This window comes from Streptomyces cinnamoneus (assembly GCF_014650495.1).
Lineage (GTDB): Bacteria > Actinomycetota > Actinomycetes > Streptomycetales > Streptomycetaceae > Streptomyces > Streptomyces cinnamoneus.
This window is the reverse complement of record NZ_BMVB01000006.1, coordinates 225,098-245,430: the sequence shown is the minus strand read 5'-3', so window position 1 is coordinate 245,430 and position 20,333 is coordinate 225,098. Positions and strand designations below refer to the sequence as shown.

Sequence of the window (20,333 nt, the reverse complement as noted above, 5' to 3'; positions counted from 1 at the left end):
CGCGCGCGATGATCTGTCCAGGTCATGACCGCGAACCGTCCGAATGATGGAAGGTTGTTGCTGCTTCATGAACACCTGGAGCGGGAACGCCGGGCCCAGGAGCGGGCCCGGCCGACGGTCCGGCCGACGGGCCGGGCCGCGCCGCCCGGAACTGGCTGGAAATCGCCTCTCACCGCCGGGGCGGGAGTGCCGTGTGTGGCGATCGGTCGGGCCGGCTCCCCCGTATGGCGCAGACCGACAGGAAAAACGTCTGTACGGCAGGGCCTCGGCAGGATAATTTATCGCTCAACCCCTTGAGGTGAAGAACCCCGCATGGATACGGTGTCTTAACGCCAGGTTCTCCCGAGGAGGGGCAGTCGTGACGGAAATTCTTACGTCGACAGCAGTGAAAACCGACATTTTGTCTGTCGATCGTGTGGTGGAGCACCCGGCCTGGGCCGAGCTCAAGGGCGCCGTGGAGGCGATCCGGCCGTGGCAGTCCGCCGACGGCTCCATCGACCTCACGGCCGAGGGCGCGCCACCGGGCGACGACGTCCGCGCCCGGGTCGAGACGGTCATAGCCGCCGTCGAGCGGCTCTCGCCCCTCCTGCCGCACGACGCCGCCTACCACACGGCCCTCGTCGCCGACCTGCGCCGCTGGGCCGACACGGGCTTCGGGGTGCCGGACTTCCTGGACTCCCTGCTGGCCTTCCAGCCCGCTGCCGAGCGCGCCGACGGCCGCCAGCACCTCGTGCTCTTCCCCATGTACACCCAGAACGGCAACCCCGACCGCAACTTCGAGGCCGTCGTCCTGCGCATGGTGTGGCCGGAGTGGCTCGCGGAGCTGGAGCGCACCCGCTACGACAACCCGCTCTTCCTCGGCATCACCTTCGAGGACTTCACGGCGGGCTACGACACCAACTCCGCGGTGCTCTTCCCCGAGACCATCGCCGTCCGCGAGGCCCCCGAGCGCTTCACCTGGGGCGGCATCTTCTGCGACCGCGAGGCGGCCCGCTTCCGCCGCATCACCGAGGCCGCTGTGGAGACCCTCCGCCTGGACCTCCCCGCCGACATCGCCGACATGATCGGCGACCAGGAGCGCTGCCAGCAGGCGTTCGTCCTGTGGGACATGGTCCACGACCGCACCCACAGCCACGGTGACCTGCCCTTCGACCCCTTCATGATCAAGCAGCGGCAGCCGTTCTGGATGTACGGCCTGGAGGAGCTGCGCTGCGACCTCACCGCCTTCAAGGAGGCCGTGAAGCTGGAGGCCGACGGCTACGCCCAGGCCCGTGACGTGCAGTTCGCCGTTCTGTTCGACCGGATGTTCCGCTTCCCGATCACCGGCGAGCGCGTCCGCAACTACGACGGCCTCGGCGGCCAGCTGCTCTTCTCCTACCTGCACAAGCACGACGTCGTACGCTGGACGGACAACACTCTGCACATCGACTGGGAGCGTGCCCCGCAGGTCACCAACCAGCTGTGCGGCGAGATCGAGAAGCTCTACCGCGACGGCATCGACCGCCCCAAGCTCGTCCACTGGTTCGCCGCCTACGACCTCGTCTCGACCTACCTCGCCCCGCACCCCGGATCCGTGTGGGCCAAGGGCCCCGACGCCCTCGACCTCGCACTCCCGCCGCGCAAGCTGGTGGACGACGTGCTTCCGGACGAGTTCCCGCTCAGCATGTTCTACGAGGCCCTCGCCAAGAAGCTGCGCGGTGTGGTCGCATCGACCAAGGGAATCACCGCGGCGGACATGGAGCGGGTGGCGGCGTGAGCGAGCAGCAGGAGAGGGAGGCGACGACCATGAGCACTCCGACGAACGGCAACGGCCCGCTGGAGGGCGCCGTCGTGGCGGTGGCCGGAGCGGCCGGCCCGGCGGGCCGGGCGGCCCTGCTGCAGCTGGCGGAGGCCGGGGCGACGGTCGTCGCCTCGGACGCCGACGCGGCACGCCTCGCCGAGGCCGTGGACGCGGCCCGCTACGCCCACGGCGGTGCGACCGTCACCGGCGACACCGTGGACCTGCTCGACCTGGACGCCACCCGCGCCTGGGCCGACCGCACGGAGAAGGAATTCGGCCGCATCGACGGCCTGGTCCACCTGGTGGGCGGCTGGCGCGGCTCGGCGACCTTCGCCGAGACGGACCTGGCCGACTGGGAGCTGCTGGAGAAGCTGCTCATCCGCACCGTCCAGCACACCTCGCTGGCCTTCGAGGGCCCGCTGGCCCGCAGCGGCAACGGCCGCTACGTGCTGATCAGCGCGGCCGGCGCGAGCAAGCCCACCGCGGGCAACGCCGCCTACTCCGCCTCCAAGGCCGCCGCCGAGGCGTGGACGCTGGCCCTCGCGGACTCCTTCCGCAAGACCGGGGGTGACGACGTCCCGCCGGCCGCCGCCACCATATTGGTGATCAAGGCGCTGGTGCATGACGCGATGCGCGCCGAACGCCCCAACGCGAAGTTCGCGGGATTCACGGACGCCAAGGACCTGGCCCAGGCCATCGTCGGCGTCTGGGAGAAGCCCGCCCAGGAAGTGAACGGAACCCGTCTGTGGCTCACCCCGCAAACCTGACCGAGACGCCTTCGGCAGCGACCGACGCGCAGCGCCGCCACGACCCCGCCGTGCGCGGGTTCGCCAGCGACAACTACGCGGGCGCGCACCCCGAGATCCTCGCGGCGCTCGCCCTCGCCAACGGCGGACACCAGGTCGCGTACGGCGAGGACGACTACACCGCCCACCTCCAGGACGTGATGCGGGCCCACTTCGGGCCGACCGCCGAGGCGTTCCCGGTCTTCAACGGCACGGGCGCCAACGTCGTCGCCCTGCAGGCCGCGACCGAGCGGTGGGGCGCGGTGATCTGCGCCTCCTCCGCGCACATCAACATTGACGAGTGCGGCGCGCCCGAGCGCGTCGGCGGGCTGAAGCTGCTGCACGTGCCCACCGAGCACGGCAAGCTCACCCCCGAGCTGATCGACCGCGAGGCGTTCGGCTGGGAGGACGAGCACCGCGCCCAGCCGCAGGTCGTCTCGATCGCGCAGACCACCGAGCTGGGCACCTGCTACACGCCCGAGGAGATCCGCGAGATCTGCGACCACGCCCACGAGCGGGGCATGAAGGTCCACCTGGACGGCGCGCGCATCGCCAACGCCGCGGCCGCGCTGGGTGTGCCGCTGCGGGCCTTCACCACCGACGCCGGAGTGGATCTGCTCTCCTTCGGCGGCACCAAGAACGGCATGGTCTTCGGCGAGTGCGTCGTCGTCCTGAATCCGGACGCGGTCAGGGCGATGAAGCACCTGCGCAAGATGTCGATGCAGCTCGCATCGAAGATGCGCTTCGTCTCGGTGCAGTTCGAGGCGCTGCTCTCGGGCGACCTGTGGCTGCGCAGCGCGTCGCACGCCAACGCCATGGCGGCGCGGCTGGCCGAGGGCGTACGGGGTGTCGAGGGCGTCGAGATCCTCCACCCGGTGCAGTCCAACGCCGTCTTCGCCCGGCTGCCGCACGACGTCTCCGAGCGCCTGCGGAAGCGCTACCGCTTCTACTTCTGGGACGAGGCGGCCGGCGACGTCCGCTGGATGTGCTCCTTCGACACCACCGAGGCCGACGTGGACGCCTTCACGGCGGCCGTCGCCGAGGAGATGGCGCACCGCTAGGCCGGACACCGCCCGGCAGCCGCACCCGCGGCCGACGTACGGACGTACGGACGCAAAGGAGCCCCTGGCCACGCACTGCGCGGCCAGGGGCTCTCCTGCGTTCTGCGTACCGGCGCCGGGTCAGCGGCCCCCGGCCTCGGCCGGTGCCGGGGCCGTGCCGCCCAGGTGCGCCGGGATCCACCAGCTGTCGCCCGGCCCCTCGGTGCGCACGGGGTAGGCGCGCTGGGCCGACTCCAGCAGGCCCTGCACCCGGGAGCGCAGCCGCTCGGTGACCTTCTCGGCGGACTCGCCCGCCTCCGGCGTCAGCGGCTCACCCACACGTATGGCCACGGGGATGTGCTCCCGGCGCAGGTTGCGCTTCTGCCCCTTGGTCCACAGCCGCTGGGTGCCCCACAGCGCCATCGGCACCAGCGGCACCCCGGCCTCCTGCGCCAGCCGCGCGGCGCCGGACTTGAAGTTCTTCAGCGTGAAGGACGTGGAGATCGTGGCCTCCGGGAACACGCCGATGACCTCGCCCGACCGCAGGGCGGACAGGGCGTGGCGGTAGGCGTCCATGCCCGCCGCGCGGTCCACGGGGATGTGCTTCATCGCCCGCATCAGGGGCCCGGACACCTTGTGCCGGAACACCGAGTCCTTCGCCATGAAGCGCACCAGCCGCTTGGCGGGCCGGGCCGCCAGGCCGCAGAAGACGAAGTCGAGGTACCCGATGTGGTTGCTCACCAGCACCGCCCCGCCCCGCTGGGGGATGTGCTCGGTGCCCTGGATGTCGAAGCGCAGGTCCAGCGCCTTGAACATGGTGCGGGCTACACCGATCACCGGTGGGTAGACGAGCTCTGCCATGTCGGGAAGGTCCTTCCGGCCTGGGGGAGGGTGCTCCCGGCTGAAGTGAGATGCAGGGGGTGGCGAAGTTACGCAGCCGTAGGGTGCCGGCTTCCGCCAGATCGTGCCTGAATGCCCGGGCCGGGGGCCAGCCGGGAGGGCCCCCGGGCCGGGAGATCCTTGTCACGTCGGGAAATTTTCGCGGTTCCCCCGGTGCTTCGGGAAGAGACCGGACATGGACGAAAGGGGGCGGTCGTGCCCGTGCGGGACGATGGCGGGGCCGGGCGGGACGACGTGAGGGGCGGCACGGGCGCGCGGCTGGGCGCCGCCGAGATCGGCGGGGAGCTCGGTGCGCGGGCCACGCTGGTCCACTTCTCCAGCGCTTTCTGCCGGCCCTGTGCGGCCACCCGCCGCGTGCTCGCGGACGTCGCCGCGATGGTCGAGGGCGTCACCCACGTCGAGATCGACGCCGAGGCGCGGCTGGAGCTCGTGCGCGCCCTGGACATCAGCGCCACCCCCACCACCCTCGTCCTGGACGCGGAGGGGCGCATCGTGCGCCGCGCCGCCGGGCAGCCGCGCCGGGCCGACGTCATCGCCGCGCTGGGCGCGGCACTCTGACGGGCCGTGACGGCCGTGCGGGCCGTGATCCACCTCCCAGATCAGCGGTGTCCCTTGACGCTGCACACTCCGAATCGTCAGTGTGACGCTATGTGGCCCGACCTGCTTCTCCGTGGATGCGCGCACGTGAACCCCGTGCGAGTCGCCGGCGCGCGCTGTCCGAGCCCGTGAGCACCCGCACCGTTCCGCTCCCGGCTCGCCGCCCCGGCAGCTCGGCCCTCCGGCAGAAGGACCTTCCATGACGGCCTCGCCCGACCTCGCCGCACACCGCCCCGCCACGCCCGACCTGCTGCGCTCCGTCTTCCGCCGGCACGCCGCCGGCGTCGCCGTGATCACGGCACAGGGCGCCCGCCCGGCCGGCTTCACCGCGACCTCCCTGACCTCGGTGGCCGCGGAGCCCCCGCTCGTCTCCTTCGGCGTCGGCACCGGCTCCTCCAGCTGGCCCGTGCTGGCCGAGGCCGAGCACGTGGGGGTGCACATACTCGGCGAGCACCAGCAGGAGCTGGCCGCCACCTTCGCGCGCAGCGGCGCCGACCGCTTCGCCCCGCCCACCCGCTGGAGCGCCGGACCCCACGGAGTGCCGGTGCTGGACGGTGTGCTGGCGTGGCTGGTCTGCCGGGTGGTGGCCCGCGTGCCCGCCGGCGACCACCGCCTGGTCCTCGCCGAAGTGGTCGCCGGGGACCCCGCTGGTGACGGCCGGCCGCTCCTGTACCACCAGGGCCGCTTCAACGGATTGCGCGACTGATACATCCCCCCGCGCCGCGTTGGGCAGATCACAGTCGACCGGCCTTGCGTTCAGCGAACACCCTCGATGTACTGACGAGTAACATTCCGGTCGGGGCGAAGCCCGGACCGACCGGGATCCGCCCCACCAGGCGCCTATGCTGCCTGCGAAGGCAGCTTTGATAGAGACGATGCAGTAGGAGAGCCGGCGTGAGCTTGAGGATCGTTGTCTGTGTGAAGTACGTGCCCGACGCCACCGGCGACCGGCACTTCGCCGAAGACCTGACCGTCGACCGCGACGACGTGGACGGCCTGCTCTCGGAGCTCGACGAGTACGCGGTCGAGCAGGCGCTGCAGATCGCCGAGGACGCCGACGACGCGGAGATCACCGTCCTGACGGTCGGCCCCGAGGACGCCAAGGACGCGCTGCGCAAGGCGCTGTCCATGGGCGCCGACAAGGCCGTCCACGTCGAGGACGACGACCTGCACGGCACCGACGCGCTGGGCACCTCGCTGGTGCTCGCCAAGGCCCTGGAGCACGTCGGCTACGACCTGGTCATCTCCGGCATGGCCTCCACCGACGGCGGCATGGGCGTGGTCCCGGCGATGCTCGCCGAGCGCCTGGGCGTGCCGCAGGTGACCCTGCTCTCCGAGGTCAAGGTCGAGGACGGCAAGGTGACCGGCCGCCGTGACGGCGACGCCGCCAGCGAGCAGCTGGAGGCCGCCCTCCCGGCCGTCGTGTCCGTCACCGACCAGTCCGGCGAGGCCCGCTACCCGTCCTTCAAGGGCATCATGGCCGCCAAGAAGAAGCCGGTGCAGTCCCTGGACCTCTCCGACCTCGGCATCGAGGCCGACGAGGTCGGTCTGGACGGCGCCTGGACCGCGGTCGACGAGGCCGCCGAGCGCCCGGCCCGCACGGCCGGCACGATCGTCAAGGACGAGGGCGAGGGCGGCAAGCAGCTCGCCGAGTTCCTCGCGGGCCAGAAGTTCATCTAGAGCTCCGCTCCGGCTGAACCCCTGACGCCCGAACGCCTCTCAACCGCCCTCGCAATTCCCGCAGGAGTGCAGATCCATGGCTGAAGTCCTCGTCTACGTCGACCACGTGGACGGCGCCGTCCGCAAGCCCACCCTTGAGCTGCTGACCCTCGCCCGCCGCATCGGCGAGCCCGTCGCCGTGCACCTGGGTGCCGGCGCGGACACCGCCGCCGCCACGCTCGCCGAGTACGGCGCGGTCAAGGTCCTCGCCGCCGACGCGCCCGAGTTCGCCGACTACCTCGTCGTGCCGAAGGTGGACGCGCTGGAGGCCGCGTACAAGGCCGTCTCGCCGGCCGCCGTGCTCGTCCCCTCCTCCGCGGAGGGCAAGGAGATCGCGGCCCGCCTCGCGGTCCGCATCGGCTCCGGCATCATCACCGACGCCGTCGACCTGGAGGCCGGCGACGAGGGCCCGGTGGCCACGCAGTCCGTCTTCGCGGCCTCGTACTCCACCAAGTCCCGCGTCACCAAGGGCACCCCGGTCATCACCGTCAAGCCGAACTCCGCCGCCCCGGAGGCCGCCCCGGCCGCCGGCACCGTCGAGCAGCTGGCCGTCGCCTTCGGCGAGCAGGCCACCGGCACCAAGGTCGTCTCCCGCACCCCGCGCGAGTCCACCGGCCGCCCGGAGCTGACCGAGGCCGCGATCGTGGTCTCCGGCGGCCGCGGCGTCAACGGTGCCGAGAACTTCCCGCTCATCGAGTCCCTGGCCGACTCCCTCGGTGCTGCCGTCGGCGCCTCCCGCGCCGCCGTCGACGCCGGCTGGTACCCGCACACCAACCAGGTCGGCCAGACCGGCAAGTCCGTCTCGCCGCAGCTCTACATCGCGGCCGGCATCTCCGGTGCCATCCAGCACCGCGCCGGCATGCAGACCTCGAAGACCATCGTCGCCATCAACAAGGACGCCGAGGCCCCGATCTTCGAGCTCGTCGACTACGGCGTCGTCGGCGACCTCTTCCAGGTCGTCCCGCAGCTGACGGAGGAGATCACGTCCCGCAAGGGCTGATCCCCGCCACGCACCGGGCCCCGCGCCCCGGCCCCCGAGGCCGGGACGCGGGGCCCGCGCGCGTCCGTACGGGTGACCTTGACCGGGCCCCAGGTGTCCGTCCGAGCCGGCCGCTGGAAGAGATGTCCCCATGGAGACTGATCAGACCGACACCGTGGCGCGGTTCCTCCACGCGCTGAGCCCGGCCAGCCGGGAGGACGTCCAGCAGCTGACGCGCGAGCAGCAGGAGAAGATGGCCGGGGCGTGGGAGGACCTCCTGCGTGACGACACCGACCTGCTGTCGCTCAGTGAGCTCGACCCGGCCACCGCCGAGCACCGGGCGGCCGAGCACGTCGTGCGGGACTACTTCTGACGGTGTTGACCCCTCCCGGATGCCTGGCTAACTTCGCTGCACGGATGGTCGATTCCGGGAAGCGGAAGCGCGGAGGGGTGCCATGGGGAAGCAGCCGGCGATCGCAACGACCTTCACCCGGGCGGTGAGCCGGCGCATCGGCGCCTCCCTCGCCCACGTCGACGCCGAGCTCGCCCGCCGCTATCCGGGCGACCCGGGCACGCGGCAGCCCGTGCACACCGTCTACGTCCCCGCCGACGCCGCCTCGGCCGGCACCGTCCGCGCCTGGGGCGACAGGGCCCTCGCCGCCCTCGACGAACACGCCCCCGACGCGGCGTCGTTCGCCGCCGTCCTCGGTCTGCCGGACGCACTCGCCGCGCCGGTGTACGAGCGCGTCCGGGCCAAGCTGGAGCGCGAGCCCGTGGAGGACCTCCGCATCGACTTCGAGGACGGCTACGGCGTGCGCCCGGACGCCGAGGAGGACGCCGCAGCGGCCCGGGCGGCCCGGCTGCTGGCCGGGGGGCCCGGTGGCGCCACGGCGGCCCCGTACCGGGGCATCCGCATCAAGTGCATGGAGGCGGCCGTCCGCGACCGGGGGATACGGACCCTCGACGTCTTCCTCACCGGCCTGATGGAAGCGGGCGGGCCGCCGGACGGACTCGTCCTCACCCTGCCCAAGGTGACGTACCCCGCGCAGGTGACGGCCATGGTGCGACTGGCCGAGGAGTTCGAGGAGGCGCACGGGCTGCCGGCCGGGCGCCTCGGGTTCGAGATACAGATCGAGACCACCCAGTCGGTCCTCGGCGCCGACGGCCGGGCCACGGTCGCCCGGCTCATCGACGCGGGGGAGGGGCGCGTCACCGCGCTCCACTACGGCACCTTCGACTACAGCGCCGCCTGCGGCGTGGCCGCCGCCCACCAGTCGCCCGACCACCCCGTGGCCGACCACGCCAAGGCCGTCATGCAGGCGGCGGCGGCCGGCACCGGCGTACGCCTCTCGGACGGCTCGACCAACGTGCTGCCCGTCGGCACGACGGAGCAGGTCCACCGGGCGTGGCGCCTGCACCACGCCCTCGTGCGCCGCTCCCTGGCCCGCGCCTACTACCAGGGCTGGGACATGCACCCGGGCCACCTGCCCAGCCGCTACGCCGCCGTCTACGCCTTCTACCGCGAGGGCCTGGAGCAGGCCGCCGCCCGTCTCGCCGCCTACACGGCCCGCACCCCGGGCGCGGTGCTGGACGAGCCGGCCACCGCCCGGGCCCTGAGCGGCTATCTGCTGCGCGGACTCGACTGCGGCGCTGTGGACCCCGAGGAGGTCACCGGCCTCACGGGCCTGGGCCGCGCCGCGCTCGACCGGCTGGCGGGACGCCCGGGGGCGGGGGTCGCGAGCGGCGGTCCGGCCTGATGGGGACGCCCGTCGGGTCCTCGGCCTAGACTCCCCCGGATGAGGAGACCGACGGCTGCGGGCCATGTCCTGGGCGGAGCCGTCCCGGCGGCCACGGTGGTTGCCGGGGCCGTCATCGGCTTCGCCGAGGGATGGTCCGTGGCCGTCAGCGTGCCGGTGGCCCTCGTCGCCGTGCTGGTGGGCCTCGGGCTGTGGCCGACGGGGCAGCAGGGCATCCTCCGGGCGGCGGCCGGGGCGGCCCTGGCGTCCGGCGGCGGCACGCTGGCGAGCTACGGCGGGTGGACGGTGGAGGAAGGGTCTCCCGCCGGTGCCCTGATGATGGTCGAGTGCGTCGCCCTGGCCGGGCTGGTGTTCGTCGTGGCACGGCTCCTGCCGGTTCACCGGGCGGCACCGCTGGGAGCCCTGCTGACCGCCGCGGGGGCCACCGTCATTCTGCGGGGGCATGCGTACCACGGCTTCCTGGAGGCCGTGGGGCAATGCGCGTTCCTGGCGCTGCTGCCCCTGACCTCGGGCGCGGTCGGCCGGTATCTGTACGTGCTGCACGAGCGGCGCGTCCGTAGCGTGCAGGAGGCCCGGCGGGCACAGAGGCTCGAACTTGCACGGGACCTGCACGACTTCGTCGCGCACGACGTGTCGGGGATCGTGACCCTCGCGCAGGCGGCTCAGGTCGTCTTCGAGCGGCAGCCGGAGCAGGTCCTGCCGCTGCTGCGGCGGATCGAGGAGGCGGGGCAGCAGGCGCTGGGAGCCATGGACCGCACGGTCCACATGCTGGGTGATGCCGACGACCGGCCCGGTGCGTACGGGCTCGACGACATCCGAGGGACCGTGGACCGCTTCCGGGCCTCGGGGACGATGGAGGCCGGACTGGACCTGGAGCTTTCGCCGAGCGAGTCGGCCCGGGTGCCGCGCGAGGCGGCGGGGACCGCGCACCGCGTCGTCGTCGAGTCGCTCACCAACGTACGGCGGCACGCCCCGGGGGCGGCGAGCGTGCGGGTCACGGTCCGCGGCGCCGGGCCGGAGCTGGTGGTCACGGTGACCGACTCCGGGCGTGAGGACCCTGACTCCGGGCAGGACCGGCCGTGGAGCGGTGATGGCCGGCGGGGCGGCTTGGGACTGGTCGGGCTGGCCGAGCGCGTGGAGGCAGTGGGTGGCTCGTTCACCGCCGGGCCGCACGGGTGCGGATGGCGGGTGCGGGCGGCCTTCCCGCTCGGCGCGGCCGAGGACTGATTCAGTGTCGCCCGCAGCGGGAGCAACGCCCGCGGCGGCGGAGCCAGTACCCGAAGGTCGCCGCGCCCAGAGCCAGGCCCCAGACGGCCCAGAAGACGCCCGGCCCATTGGTGGCCCACATCTCGGTGTCGATGTGGCGGATGTTCATCAGACCGGCGGGAATGAGCACCAGCGCGACCACGCCCGCGGGGACGATCGCCGTCGCCGGGTGGATCCGCTTGCCCGCCTTCCACCACACCCATCGTGGCCAGATCTCACCCCAACGACTGATCAGGCCATGGGTGAGCAGACCGCCGGCCGTCGAGGCGAGGCCCAGGCCGAGTCCTATCTCCAGCATGGGCGGGGTGTTCTGCATCTCCTGGAGGAAGTCCTCGGTGATTCCCAGCGGCCAGCCGAAGTACCAGGCCAGTCTGGTGACGTCGTAGGGGACGGACGACGCCGTGGCCGTGAAGACGGCCCAGCGGCCCCACCGCAGCGTCGCCTCCGGCGCTGTCCACGACGCCGTGCGGCCGCCGCGACCGCAGGAGACGCACAGGCCCTTCGTGCGGAGCTGGTAGGCGAGGGTGGCGACCGCCCACAACAGACCGCCGACGAACACGATGATCAAGTTTCCCCGGTGCCAGTAGAGGACGTCACCGAGGCCGTCCTGCGGCCCCGGGACACCGGTGAAGGCGAACACCACGAGCAGCGGGGAGAAGACCAGAAGCCCGAGCAGCGAATAGTCGGGTATCAAGAAGGCGAAGGTGCAGGCCGACGCCCAGCCGAAGCCCAGCATCCAGGTGCGGGCCCGGGGGGTGCCCCACCCGCGTGCCATCAGGACCCCGGCGACGACACCGGCCGCGCCCACTGCGGCGATCACGGGCCCCACCCCATCCGCCCGGCTCGGTTCGAGCAGGGAGGCCGCAGAGCGGTCGTCGACCACGCGGGCGAAGGGGTATCCGTCGCCCCCCAACGCCCAGTACAACCCGGCGGCTCCGTAGAGCAGGGACCAGAGCGCGGCGAAGTAGCCCGCCCGGTCCGGCCAGCGGGACCACCACTGGCACCCGGTCGGCGTGTCCTCGATCTTCCGCTCGGCGATTGCCGGTCCGGCCATGTTCACGTCCCTTCTCGCGGTACGGCCTTCAGCCTTCCGGCTGCCGCGGGCAGGCACATCTGCCGATCGGCAGAGATTCCTCCGCTACCGTGCCGATCATGACCACCCGCATACTTCTCGCCGACGACCAGCAGGCCGTCCGCATCGGCTTCCGGCTGATCCTGGATTCCCAACCGGACATGGAGGTCGTCGGCGAAGCCGCGGACGGGCGGCAGGCCGTCGAACTGGCGGGGAAGCTGAAGCCCGATGTCGTGCTCGCCGACATCCGCATGCCGAAGATGGACGGTCTGGAGGTCACCCGTGCGCTGGCCGGACCGGACGTCGAAGCCCCCACACGGGTCGTGGTCGTGACGACGTTCGACCTCGACGAATACGTCCACACCGCACTCCGTCACGGCGCCTGCGGCTTTTTGCTCAAGAGGTCGGGCCCCGCGCTGCTGGTCGAGGCGGTCCGGGCGGCGATGGCAGGGGACACGCTGATCAGTCCCTCGGTGACCGTGCGGCTGCTGCGGCGGCTCCGTGACCCGGGACGCGGGTCACGGACGGCGGCGCTGACGGAACGCGAAACGGAGATCGCCCACTTGGTCGCGAAAGGACTGACCAACGTCGAGATCGGCGCCGAGCTCTTCATCTCGCCGGGCACCGTGAAGACCCACATCGCCCACATCCAACGCAAGCTGGAAGTCCGCAACCGGGTCGGCATCGCGGCGTGGGCCTGGGACCGCCGCGCACCCCTGTGAACGGGAGTGGTGCCCTTCGGTCGCGGCGGTCTAGCCCGTGACGGGCGGGAGTTCGCCCGAGCCGCGGGGGATGAGGCGCGTCGGCAGCTCCACGCGGCGCGGGGCGTCCCCGGCGCCCTCCAGCCGACGGAACAGCAGCTCCGCGGCCGTACGGCCGAGCCGGGCCGGGTCCTGGGCGATCACGGTGATGCCGGGGGAGAGGAGGTCGGCCAGTTCGAGGTCGTCGAAGCCGACGAGGGCGACCGGCCGGGGCAGGCCGGCGATGACGCGGACCGCCGTGACGGTCACGCGGTTGTTCCCCGTGAACAGGGCGGTCACCGGCTCCGGGCCGGTGAGCAGGCGCTCCGCCTCCGCCCGGACCCGCTCGGGGCCGGTGGGGCCGAGCGACACCCAGCGCTCGTCCACGGGCAGGCCGGCACCGGCCATCGCGGCACGGTAGCCGCGCAGCCGCTCGGCGGCGGTGTGGATGCGGGGGCGGTCGCCGAGGAAGCCGATGCGGCGGTGGCCGTGGGCGATCAGATGGGCCACGCCCTCGCGGGCGCCGCCGAAGCTGTCGGAGAGCACCGCGTCGGCGGATATCCGCCCGGCCGGGCGGTCGGCGAAGACGGTGGCGATGCCGGCCGCCATCTCGGGTTCGAGGTAGCGGTGGTCGTCGCCCGCCGGGATGACGATCAGGCCGTCGACGCGGCGGGCGCAGAAGGCCAGCGCCAGCTCCCGCTCCCGGTCGGCGTCCTCCGCGCTGGAGCCGTTGATGAGCAGGGCGCCGTGGGCGCGCGCCACCTCCTCCACGGCCCGGTTCAGGGGCGCGTAGAAGGGGTCGGCGAGGTCCTCCAGGACCAGACCGACCGAGGCGGTGCGGCCCTTGCGCAGGATGCGGGCGCTGTCGTTGCGGCGGAAGCCGAGGGCCGCGATCGCGTCCCGCACGCGCCGTTCGGTGTCCTGGGTGACGCCCGGTTCGCCGTTGACGACCCGTGAGACGGTCTTCAGGCCCACCCCGGCGCGGGCCGCGACGTCCTTCATCGTCGGGCGTCCGCCGTAGCGGGGCTGCGGGCCGCCGCGGGCGGTCCCGCCGGGGTCGTCGCCGGTGCCGGTCACGGGTGCTCGTCCTTCCTGCGCGGGAGCCTCCGGGCGGGGGAGGTGAGGTCGAGCATAGAGCCTGGACAACGTTGTCAGCCCGGGTGGAGACTGAGCTCCCCGACCACCCCCTCGCACACCCCCGGACCAGGAGAGACCCTCACCGTGCACACCGGATCCGGCGACCTCGTCGCCGCCCTCGACATCGGCGGAACCAAGATTGCGGGGGCGCTGGTGGACGACGGCGGCCGGCTGCTCGTCCGCTCCCGGCGGCCGACCCCGGCCGGGGAGGACGGCGCGCGCGTGATGGCGGCGGTGGCGGCCGTCCTCGACGAGCTGCTCGGCAGCGCCCACTGGCCGCGCGTACGGGCCGTCGGCATCGGCAGCGCGGGGCCGGTCGACGCCGCGCGGGGCACCGTCAGCCCGGTCAACATCCCCGGCTGGCGGGCGTTTCCGCTCGTCCACGAGGTGCAGCGGCGCTCGGCCGGCCGGCCGGTGGTCCTGGTGGGGGACGGGGTCGCGATGACGGCCGCCGAACACTGGCAGGGTGCCGCGCGCGGGCGGACCGACGCGCTGTGCATGGTGGTCTCCACGGGCGTCGGCGGCGGGCTCGTCCTCGACGGCCGCCTTCATCCCGGCCCCACGGGCAACGCGGGCCACATCGGGCACATCAGCGTCGACCTCGACGGCGATCCGTGCCCCTGCGGTGCCCGGGGTTGCGTGGAACGCCTCGCGAGCGGGCCGAACATCGCCCGCCGCGCCCGGGAGACGGGCTGGCGCCCCGGGCCGGACGGGGACGGCAGCGCGGCGGCCGTCGCCGCGGCCGCGCGTGCGGGCGACCCCGCCGCGCTCGCCTCCTTCGCCCGCGCCGCCCAGGCGCTGGCCGCGGGCATCGCGGCGACGGCGGCGCTCGTCGAGATCGAGGTGGCCGTCATCGGCGGCGGTGTCGCGGGCGCCGGAGAGGTGCTCTTCGCCCCCCTGCGCGAGCGCCTTCGCGACTACGCGGCGCTGTCCTTCACCGCGGGCGTGGACGTGTTGCCCGCCCTGCTGGGCTCCGACGCGGGCCTGGTGGGGGCGGCCGCCGCCGCGGCGCAGGAGCTCGGGCTGTGGGGGCGGGCCCGGGGACGCTGACGCGGGCCCGTGGCCGGAGGGTGCCCCATCCCGCTCGCACACGTTTGCGTGGCAAGGTGGTGCGGGCACTGTGTTCGGGGCACGTCACCGGGGGCTACGGAGAAGGGGGAACCGTGATCGTCTGGCTGAACGGTGCGTTCAGTGGGGGCAAGACCAGCACGGCGAAGGAACTGGCCGAGCTCATCCCGGGCAGCAACCTCTACGACCCCGAGGTGACCGGCGGGGCGCTGCGGCACCTGCTGCCGCCCAAGAGACTGAGCGAGGTCTCCGACTTCCAGGACCTGCCCGTCTGGCGGCGGATGGTCGCGGACACCGCGGCGGCGCTCCTCGCCGAGCTGGGCGGGGTGCTCATCGTGCCGATGACCCTGCTGCGCCAGGAGTACCGGGACGAGATCTTCGGGGCCCTGGCGTCCCGGCGGATCCCGGTGCGGCACGTGGTGCTCACCGCGGATGAAACGATCCTGCGGTCGCGCATAGAGGGCCGGGTGGAGGACCCGGCCGACCCGCAGCGCAACGAGGCCGTCCGCCGGTGGTCCCGCGACCACATCGCCCCCTACCGCGAGGCGCTGACCTGGCTGCGCGGAGACGCGCTCGTCGTCGACAACGGCCGTCTGACGCCGCGTGAGACGGCCGAACGGGTCGCCGAGGCCGTGCGCAACGGCACCGCCGGCTTCTGCCCGATCGTCCAGACCCCCGAGCCCACGGCCGAGACGGTCGCCTCGGGGGTGCTGCTCTTCGACGAGCACGACCGGGTGCTGCTCGTGGACCCCACGTACAAGCCCGGCTGGGAGTTCCCGGGCGGCGTCGTCGAGCCGGGCGAACCTCCCGCGCGGGCGGGCGTGCGCGAGGTCGCCGAGGAGATCGGCATCCACCTGAGCGCGGTGCCCCGGCTGCTGGTCGTCGACTGGGAGCCGCCCAAGCCGCCCGGCTTCGGCGGCCTGCGCTTCCTCTTCGACGGCGGCCGGCTGACCTCGGGCGACGCGGAACGGCTGCTGCTGCCGGGCGCGGAGCTGCGGGGGTGGCGGTTCGTGACGGAGGACGAGGCCGCCACGATGCTGCCGCCGGTGCGGCTCAGCCGCCTGCGGTGGGCGCTGCGGGCCCGGGAACAGGGGCGGCCGCTCACCCTGGAGGCGGGGGTTCCCGTGGGGTGACCCGGCGGGCCCCCGCCTCCTCGGGCTACTTCCCGCGCCCGCTCAGCCGTTGCTCTTGCTCTGTGCGTAGGTGGCGAGGAAGAGCGCCTCGGTCAGGGAGAGGCGCTCCAGCTCCTCGGGCGAGACGCTCTCGTTCACCGCGTGGATCTGCGCCTCCGGCTCGCTCAGGCCGATCAGCAGGATCTCCGTGGCGGGGTAGAGCGCGGCCAGGGTGTTGCACAGCGGGATCGAGCCGCCCATGCCCGCGGTCTGCATCTCCTCGCCCGGGTACGCGATGCGCATCGCCTCGGCCATCGACGCGTAGGCGGGGCTGGTGGTGTCGGCCTGGAACGGCTGGCCCTGACCGACCTGTTCCGTCGTCACACGGGCGTTCCAGGGCGTCGCCGACTCCAGGTGCGCGGTCAGCAGCTTCGTCGCCTCGGCGGCGTCCGTGCCCGGCGGGACCCGCAGGCTGATCAGCGCCCGGGCGCTCGCGTGCACCGACGGGGTGGCGCCCACGACCGGCGGGCAGTCGATGCCCAGCACGGTGACGGCCGGGCGGGCCCAGAGACGGTCGGCGACGGTGCCGGAACCGATCAGCGAGACGCCGTCCAGGACCTTCGCGTCCGAACGGAAGTCCTCCTCGGGGTACTGCAGCCCCTCCCAGGTGCCGTCCGCATCCAGACCGTCCACGGTGGTCGAGCCGTCCTCGGCGCGCAGCGAGTCGAGGACGCGGATCAGCGCCGCCAGCGCGTCGGGTGCGGCACCGCCGAACATGCCCGAGTGGAGGTTGCCCTCCAGGGTGTCCACCTGGACCCGGACCAGGGTCATGCCGCGCAGCGTCGCCGTCACGGTGGGCAGGCCGAGCCGGAAGTTGCCGGCGTCGCCGATGACGATCGCGTCGGCCGCGAGCAGCTCCGGGTGCGCCTCGGCGTAGTCCTGGAGCCCGCCGGTGCCCTGCTCCTCCGAGCCCTCGACGATCACCTTGACGTTGACGGGGACCCCGCCGTGCTCCTTGAGCGCCCGCAGGGCGGTGAGGTGCATGACGAAGCCGCCCTTGCAGTCGGCGGCGCCCCGCCCGTACCAGCGGCCGTCGCGCTCGGTCAGCTCGAACGGCGGCGAGACCCAGGCGGCCTCGTCCAGCGGCGGCTGCACGTCGTAGTGCGCGTACAGCAGCACCGTCGGGGCGCCCTCGGGGCCGGGGAGGTAGCCGTAGACGGACTGCGTGCCGTCGGGGGTGTCGAGCAGGGCCACGTCCACGAAACCCTCGGCGCGCAGCGCGTCGGCCACCCAGCCGGCGGCCGCCTCGCACTCGGCCTTGGGGAACTGCGCCTCGTCCGCGACCGATTTGAAGGCCACCAGCTCGGCCAGCTCGGTCCGGGCGCGGGACTGCAGCGAGGCGACGGTCGTCGCGAGCGCGGCGGGTTCCGGCAGGCGGATCGGGGACGTCTCCATGGAACGCTCCTTGTGGGCGCGGCGTTATGTCCGTACGTACGGGCGATTGCGTCACTGATCCTGCCATGCCTCGCTCCCGCATCCGCCGGTGGTCCGTCCGGGACTTCCCAGGGGCGAGCCGCCGCACGGTGGGCCTTAGGATGCGGGCGGTAGCGGTAGCCGGTGATCGAGCGGGAGTAGAAGCACAGGTGAGCAGCGACAACGCAGCCCGGGAAGCGGGCCGGGACGTGGCGGGGGAGAGCGGGCCGGTGTGGGACGTCGTGGTGGTGGGCGCCGGGCCCGCCGGGGCCTCGGCCGCCCACGCGGCGGCCGTCGCGGGCCGCCGTGTGCTGCTCCTGGAGAAGGCCGAACTGCCCCGCTACAAGACCTGCGGAGGCGGCATCATCGGCCCCTCGCGCGACGCCCTGCCGCCCGGCTTCGAACTGCCGCTGCGCGACCGCGTGCACGCCGTCACCTTCTCCCTCAACGGGAAGCTGACGCGCACCCGCCGGTCCCGGCGGATGCTCTTCGGGCTCATCAACCGGCCGGAGTTCGACGCCGGTCTGGTCGAGGCGGCCAGGGCCGCCGGCGCCGAGGTGCGCACGGGCGTGACCGTCGCGCGCGTCGAGCAGCACGGCCCGGCCGTTCCCGACCGGCGCACGGTGGCCGTCGTCCTGGGCGACGGCAGCACGGTCCTCGCCCGGGCGGTCGTCGGTGCGGACGGCAGCGCCGGGCGCATAGGGGCACACGTCGGAGTGAAGCTGGAGCAGGTGGACCTCGGCCTGGAGGCCGAGATCCCGGTGCCGCCCACCGTCGCCGAGGACTGGGCCGGCCGGGTGCACCTCGACTGGGGCCCGATCCCCGGCAGTTACGGCTGGGTCTTCCCCAAGGGCGACACCCTGACGGTCGGCGTGATCTCGGCGCGCGGCGAGGGCGCCGCCACCAAGCGCTACCTGGAGGACTTCATCGCCCGCCTGGGCCTGGCCGGCTTCGAGCCGAGCATCTCCTCCGGCCACCTCACCCGCTGCCGGTCCGACGACTCCCCGCTCTCCCGCGGCCGCGTCATCGTGTGCGGCGACGCGGCCGGGCTCCTGGAGCCCTGGACGCGGGAGGGCATCTCCTTCGCCCTGCGCTCGGGGCGCCTGGCGGGGGAGTGGGCCGTCCGCATCGCCGAGGCGCAGGACGCGGTCGACGCACGCCGCCAGGCCCTCAACTACGCCTTCGCCATCAAGGCCGGGCTGGGCGTGGAGATGGGCGTGGGCCGCCGGATGCTGACGCTCTTCGAGCGCCGCCCCGGCCTCATACACGCCGCGGTCACCGGTTTCCGCCCCGCGTGGCACGCCTTCGCGCGCATCACGCGCGGCTCCACGACGCTCGCCGAGATCGTCCGCACCCACCCGGTGGCCCGCCGCGTCCTGACGTCCATGGACCGCCGCTCCTGACGCCCGGTCCGCCGCCCGGCTCCGGCGTCCGGCCCTTCACGTCCGTGCCGGGTCCTGGACTCCGGGCTCCGGCCCGGTCGCCCGTGGCGCGATTCCGGCCGTCCGGCCCGGGGAGAGCTGCGCTCTCGGGTGTGATGCGCCCGAGCGCGGCCTCGGGGTCGCGCCCGGTGCCGGCGGCCCCGCGTCCCGGCGGGCCTGACGGTTGGCCCCGCCCGGTGTCCAGGCGTCGGGCGCAGCTCCGTTGTCCGGCACGGACGGAGCTGAGCTCGCGGGCGGCAGGGGCAGCGGGCCCGGCCTTGACGTCGCCCCTGACGTCGGTGGCCGTGTCCGTGCGGCCCTGACGTCCGGCCCGCGACCCGCACCCCGGCCCCGGCGTTCGCACCCCGGCCCCGGCAAGTCCGTGCCCGGGCCCTGGAGTCCGGGCTTCGGCCCGGTGTCCGTGGCCCGGCGCCAGCCGTTCGGCGGGCAGGGCCGGCCGAACGGCCGCTGGCGCTGGGCTTCCGGCGGGCAGGGCCGTCCGGGGGCAAGGCCCCCGGCCACGGTCGCGTGCCGGTAGCGGGAGCCCCGGGGAGTCAGAACAGCGGTTCCGGGGGTGGTGGGGGTTCGGCAGGGCGTATCGCGGCCGTCGTCCGGGCGTCCGGGGCGGCGGCCAGCAGCGGGCGGCCCGCCAATCGGCGGGCGTCCACGAGGAGGAGACCGGCGTCCGTCGTCTCCACGTACACGTCGGGTCCGGCCACGGCCACGACCCGGCCCGCCACCGTGCACCCGGCCGCGAGCTCGACCACGCCGTACCCCGGCCGGATCCGCTCCAGGTGGAACGCCGCATCGTGGTGCACCGGCGCGAACGCCCGGACCTCCAGTGACTCCGGCAGACCGGCGAGGCTCCGTGCCCGCTCGTGCAGCGCCGCCAGCTCCGCCGCCCTCCGCTCCTGCGGGGGCAGCGGGCAACGGGCGGCCCGCTTGGCGGCGTACGGGAAGCGGTCGGGCACCGCGAGCGCTGCGCCCAGCACCGCCTCCGCCCGGCGCGCCGCCATCAGCGGACCGCGCCCGAGCAAGGCGTACGACAACGCCGCCTGCTCCAGCAGCCGCACGCCCTCCCGCTCGGCGGCGGTGATGCCCACTTTGACCAGCCCGGGGCCGAACCACGCCAGGTAGACGTCGTACGGGCGCGGGTCGTCGGCCATGGTGTCGGCCGCCACCGAGTGCGAGCGGTCCAGCCGGGCGCACGCCGCGCACTGTGCGGAGACGGCGGCTTCGGGCACCTCGGCCCCGGCCGGGCACGGTGTGTGCCGGCCGCCCCTGCGCACCCCCACGCACCGCCGCCGGTCACCCGTGGTGAACGCCAGATCCCGGCCCGGCGGCAGCGGCGAGAGGCGCTCTCCGCGCCCGCGGTGCCGCCACACCAGCGCCGGGCCCGCGGTACTCCACCGCAGCCCCGCACACCACCACGGTTCACGCTCCGGCCTCATCACCCGCCCCTTTCCTTCCACCCCCATGGTGTCAGC

The 20,333-nt window shown here is 73.7% G+C and carries 19 protein-coding genes; 14 read left to right on the top strand and 5 right to left on the bottom strand.

Annotated elements, in window-relative coordinates; all coding sequences use genetic code 11:
- Positions 1–358: 358 nt before the first annotated feature.
- From IE182_RS11570 to IE182_RS11560, 3 genes are read left to right on the top strand one after another with little or no spacing between them, the layout of a single operon-like run.
- Entirely contained in the window at positions 359–1,756 is a 1,398-nt protein-coding gene (locus IE182_RS11570; protein WP_190109639.1) for a DUF6421 family protein, read from the top strand.
- 29 nt (positions 1,757–1,785) lie between these two features.
- Positions 1,786–2,547, top strand: coding sequence for an SDR family NAD(P)-dependent oxidoreductase (locus tag IE182_RS11565; RefSeq protein WP_190109638.1), 762 nt, complete (start codon positions 1,786–1,788; stop codon positions 2,545–2,547).
- Entirely contained in the window at positions 2,526–3,626 is a 1,101-nt protein-coding gene (locus IE182_RS11560) for a threonine aldolase family protein (protein WP_229844740.1), read from the top strand. Before IE182_RS11565 ends, IE182_RS11560 begins: the two co-directional genes overlap by 22 nt.
- A gap of 120 nt (positions 3,627–3,746) precedes the next feature.
- Here IE182_RS11560 and IE182_RS11555 read toward each other — a convergent pair whose 3' ends face one another.
- On the bottom strand, positions 3,747–4,466 hold the full coding sequence (locus IE182_RS11555; protein ID WP_190109637.1) for a lysophospholipid acyltransferase family protein: 720 nt from the start codon (positions 4,464–4,466) through the stop codon (positions 3,747–3,749).
- Between the two features lie 234 nt (positions 4,467–4,700).
- On the opposite strand from IE182_RS11555, the gene IE182_RS11550 reads away from it, so the two are divergent.
- The 7 genes from IE182_RS11550 (at position 4,701) to IE182_RS11520 (ending at position 10,784) form a co-directional block, all read left to right on the top strand.
- Complete coding sequence (locus IE182_RS11550; RefSeq protein WP_229844739.1) at positions 4,701–5,063, top strand: TlpA family protein disulfide reductase; 363 nt, start codon at positions 4,701–4,703, stop codon at positions 5,061–5,063.
- Positions 5,064–5,301: 238 nt separating this feature from the next.
- Complete coding sequence (locus IE182_RS11545) at positions 5,302–5,808, top strand: flavin reductase family protein (RefSeq protein WP_190109635.1); 507 nt, start codon at positions 5,302–5,304, stop codon at positions 5,806–5,808.
- A 188-nt stretch (positions 5,809–5,996) separates the two neighbouring features.
- On the top strand, positions 5,997–6,782 hold the full coding sequence (locus tag IE182_RS11540) for an electron transfer flavoprotein subunit beta/FixA family protein (protein ID WP_190109634.1): 786 nt from the start codon (positions 5,997–5,999) through the stop codon (positions 6,780–6,782).
- Between the two features lie 76 nt (positions 6,783–6,858).
- On the top strand, positions 6,859–7,821 hold the full coding sequence (locus tag IE182_RS11535; RefSeq protein ID WP_190109633.1) for an electron transfer flavoprotein subunit alpha/FixB family protein: 963 nt from the start codon (positions 6,859–6,861) through the stop codon (positions 7,819–7,821).
- 130 nt (positions 7,822–7,951) lie between these two features.
- Positions 7,952–8,173: a hypothetical protein gene (locus IE182_RS11530; protein WP_190109632.1), complete on the top strand. Its 222-nt coding sequence runs from the start codon at positions 7,952–7,954 to the stop codon at positions 8,171–8,173.
- An 82-nt stretch (positions 8,174–8,255) separates the two neighbouring features.
- Positions 8,256–9,557 carry a DUF6986 family protein gene (locus tag IE182_RS11525; RefSeq protein ID WP_190109631.1) on the top strand — a complete coding sequence of 434 codons (1,302 nt, stop codon included), beginning with the start codon at positions 8,256–8,258 and terminating at the stop codon, positions 9,555–9,557.
- A gap of 39 nt (positions 9,558–9,596) precedes the next feature.
- On the top strand, positions 9,597–10,784 hold the full coding sequence (locus IE182_RS11520; protein ID WP_190109630.1) for a sensor histidine kinase: 1,188 nt from the start codon (positions 9,597–9,599) through the stop codon (positions 10,782–10,784).
- A 1-nt stretch (position 10,785) separates the two neighbouring features.
- On the opposite strand, the gene IE182_RS11515 is transcribed toward IE182_RS11520, so the two are convergent.
- Positions 10,786–11,877: an NYN domain-containing protein gene (locus IE182_RS11515; protein ID WP_229844738.1), complete on the bottom strand. Its 1,092-nt coding sequence runs from the start codon at positions 11,875–11,877 to the stop codon at positions 10,786–10,788.
- Between the two features lie 98 nt (positions 11,878–11,975).
- Here IE182_RS11515 and IE182_RS11510 point away from each other — a divergent pair, with 98 nt between their 5' ends.
- Entirely contained in the window at positions 11,976–12,617 is a 642-nt protein-coding gene (locus tag IE182_RS11510; RefSeq protein WP_190109629.1) for a response regulator, read from the top strand.
- A gap of 30 nt (positions 12,618–12,647) precedes the next feature.
- On the opposite strand, the gene IE182_RS11505 is transcribed toward IE182_RS11510, so the two are convergent.
- Positions 12,648–13,637, bottom strand: a complete 990-nt coding sequence (locus IE182_RS11505) for a LacI family DNA-binding transcriptional regulator (protein ID WP_190109747.1) — start codon at positions 13,635–13,637, stop codon at positions 12,648–12,650.
- A 219-nt stretch (positions 13,638–13,856) separates the two neighbouring features.
- Here IE182_RS11505 and IE182_RS11500 point away from each other — a divergent pair, with 219 nt between their 5' ends.
- The gene (locus IE182_RS11500) at positions 13,857–14,822 is read left to right on the top strand and encodes an ROK family protein (protein ID WP_190109628.1); all 966 of its coding nucleotides are present in this window, start codon (positions 13,857–13,859) and stop codon (positions 14,820–14,822) included.
- Positions 14,823–14,935: 113 nt separating this feature from the next.
- Complete coding sequence (locus IE182_RS11495) at positions 14,936–15,973, top strand: NUDIX hydrolase (protein WP_190109627.1); 1,038 nt, start codon at positions 14,936–14,938, stop codon at positions 15,971–15,973.
- A gap of 42 nt (positions 15,974–16,015) precedes the next feature.
- Here the strand turns inward: IE182_RS11495 and IE182_RS11490 are convergent, their stop codons facing one another.
- Positions 16,016–17,407, bottom strand: a complete 1,392-nt coding sequence (locus IE182_RS11490; protein ID WP_190109626.1) for a dipeptidase — start codon at positions 17,405–17,407, stop codon at positions 16,016–16,018.
- A gap of 188 nt (positions 17,408–17,595) precedes the next feature.
- On the opposite strand from IE182_RS11490, the gene IE182_RS11485 reads away from it, so the two are divergent.
- On the top strand, positions 17,596–18,828 hold the full coding sequence (locus tag IE182_RS11485; RefSeq protein WP_190109625.1) for a geranylgeranyl reductase family protein: 1,233 nt from the start codon (positions 17,596–17,598) through the stop codon (positions 18,826–18,828).
- A 572-nt stretch (positions 18,829–19,400) separates the two neighbouring features.
- On the opposite strand, the gene IE182_RS11480 is transcribed toward IE182_RS11485, so the two are convergent.
- Positions 19,401–20,297 (bottom strand): DUF2797 domain-containing protein, encoded by an 897-nt coding sequence (locus tag IE182_RS11480; RefSeq protein WP_190109624.1) that lies wholly within the window; start codon positions 20,295–20,297, stop codon positions 19,401–19,403.
- Positions 20,298–20,333: the final 36 nt, after the last annotated feature.

What these genes read in the sequence shown, in the direction of transcription:
- IE182_RS11505 (WP_190109747.1), bottom strand. Translation starts at nt 13,637, where the DNA reads ATGAAGGACGTCGCGGCCCGCGCCGGGGTGGGCCTGAAGACCGTCTCA.
- IE182_RS11545 (WP_190109635.1), top strand. Translation starts at nt 5,302, where the DNA reads ATGACGGCCTCGCCCGACCTCGCCGCACACCGCCCCGCCACGCCCGAC.
- IE182_RS11565 (WP_190109638.1), top strand. Translation starts at nt 1,786, where the DNA reads ATGAGCACTCCGACGAACGGCAACGGCCCGCTGGAGGGCGCCGTCGTG.
- IE182_RS11535 (WP_190109633.1), top strand. Translation starts at nt 6,859, where the DNA reads ATGGCTGAAGTCCTCGTCTACGTCGACCACGTGGACGGCGCCGTCCGC.
- IE182_RS11515 (WP_229844738.1), bottom strand. Translation starts at nt 11,877, where the DNA reads ATGGCCGGACCGGCAATCGCCGAGCGGAAGATCGAGGACACGCCGACC.
- IE182_RS11520 (WP_190109630.1), top strand. Translation starts at nt 9,597, where the DNA reads ATGAGGAGACCGACGGCTGCGGGCCATGTCCTGGGCGGAGCCGTCCCG.
- IE182_RS11525 (WP_190109631.1), top strand. Translation starts at nt 8,256, where the DNA reads ATGGGGAAGCAGCCGGCGATCGCAACGACCTTCACCCGGGCGGTGAGC.
- IE182_RS11510 (WP_190109629.1), top strand. Translation starts at nt 11,976, where the DNA reads ATGACCACCCGCATACTTCTCGCCGACGACCAGCAGGCCGTCCGCATC.
- IE182_RS11490 (WP_190109626.1), bottom strand. Translation starts at nt 17,407, where the DNA reads ATGGAGACGTCCCCGATCCGCCTGCCGGAACCCGCCGCGCTCGCGACG.
- IE182_RS11555 (WP_190109637.1), bottom strand. Translation starts at nt 4,466, where the DNA reads ATGGCAGAGCTCGTCTACCCACCGGTGATCGGTGTAGCCCGCACCATG.
- IE182_RS11530 (WP_190109632.1), top strand. Translation starts at nt 7,952, where the DNA reads ATGGAGACTGATCAGACCGACACCGTGGCGCGGTTCCTCCACGCGCTG.
- IE182_RS11480 (WP_190109624.1), bottom strand. Translation starts at nt 20,297, where the DNA reads ATGAGGCCGGAGCGTGAACCGTGGTGGTGTGCGGGGCTGCGGTGGAGT.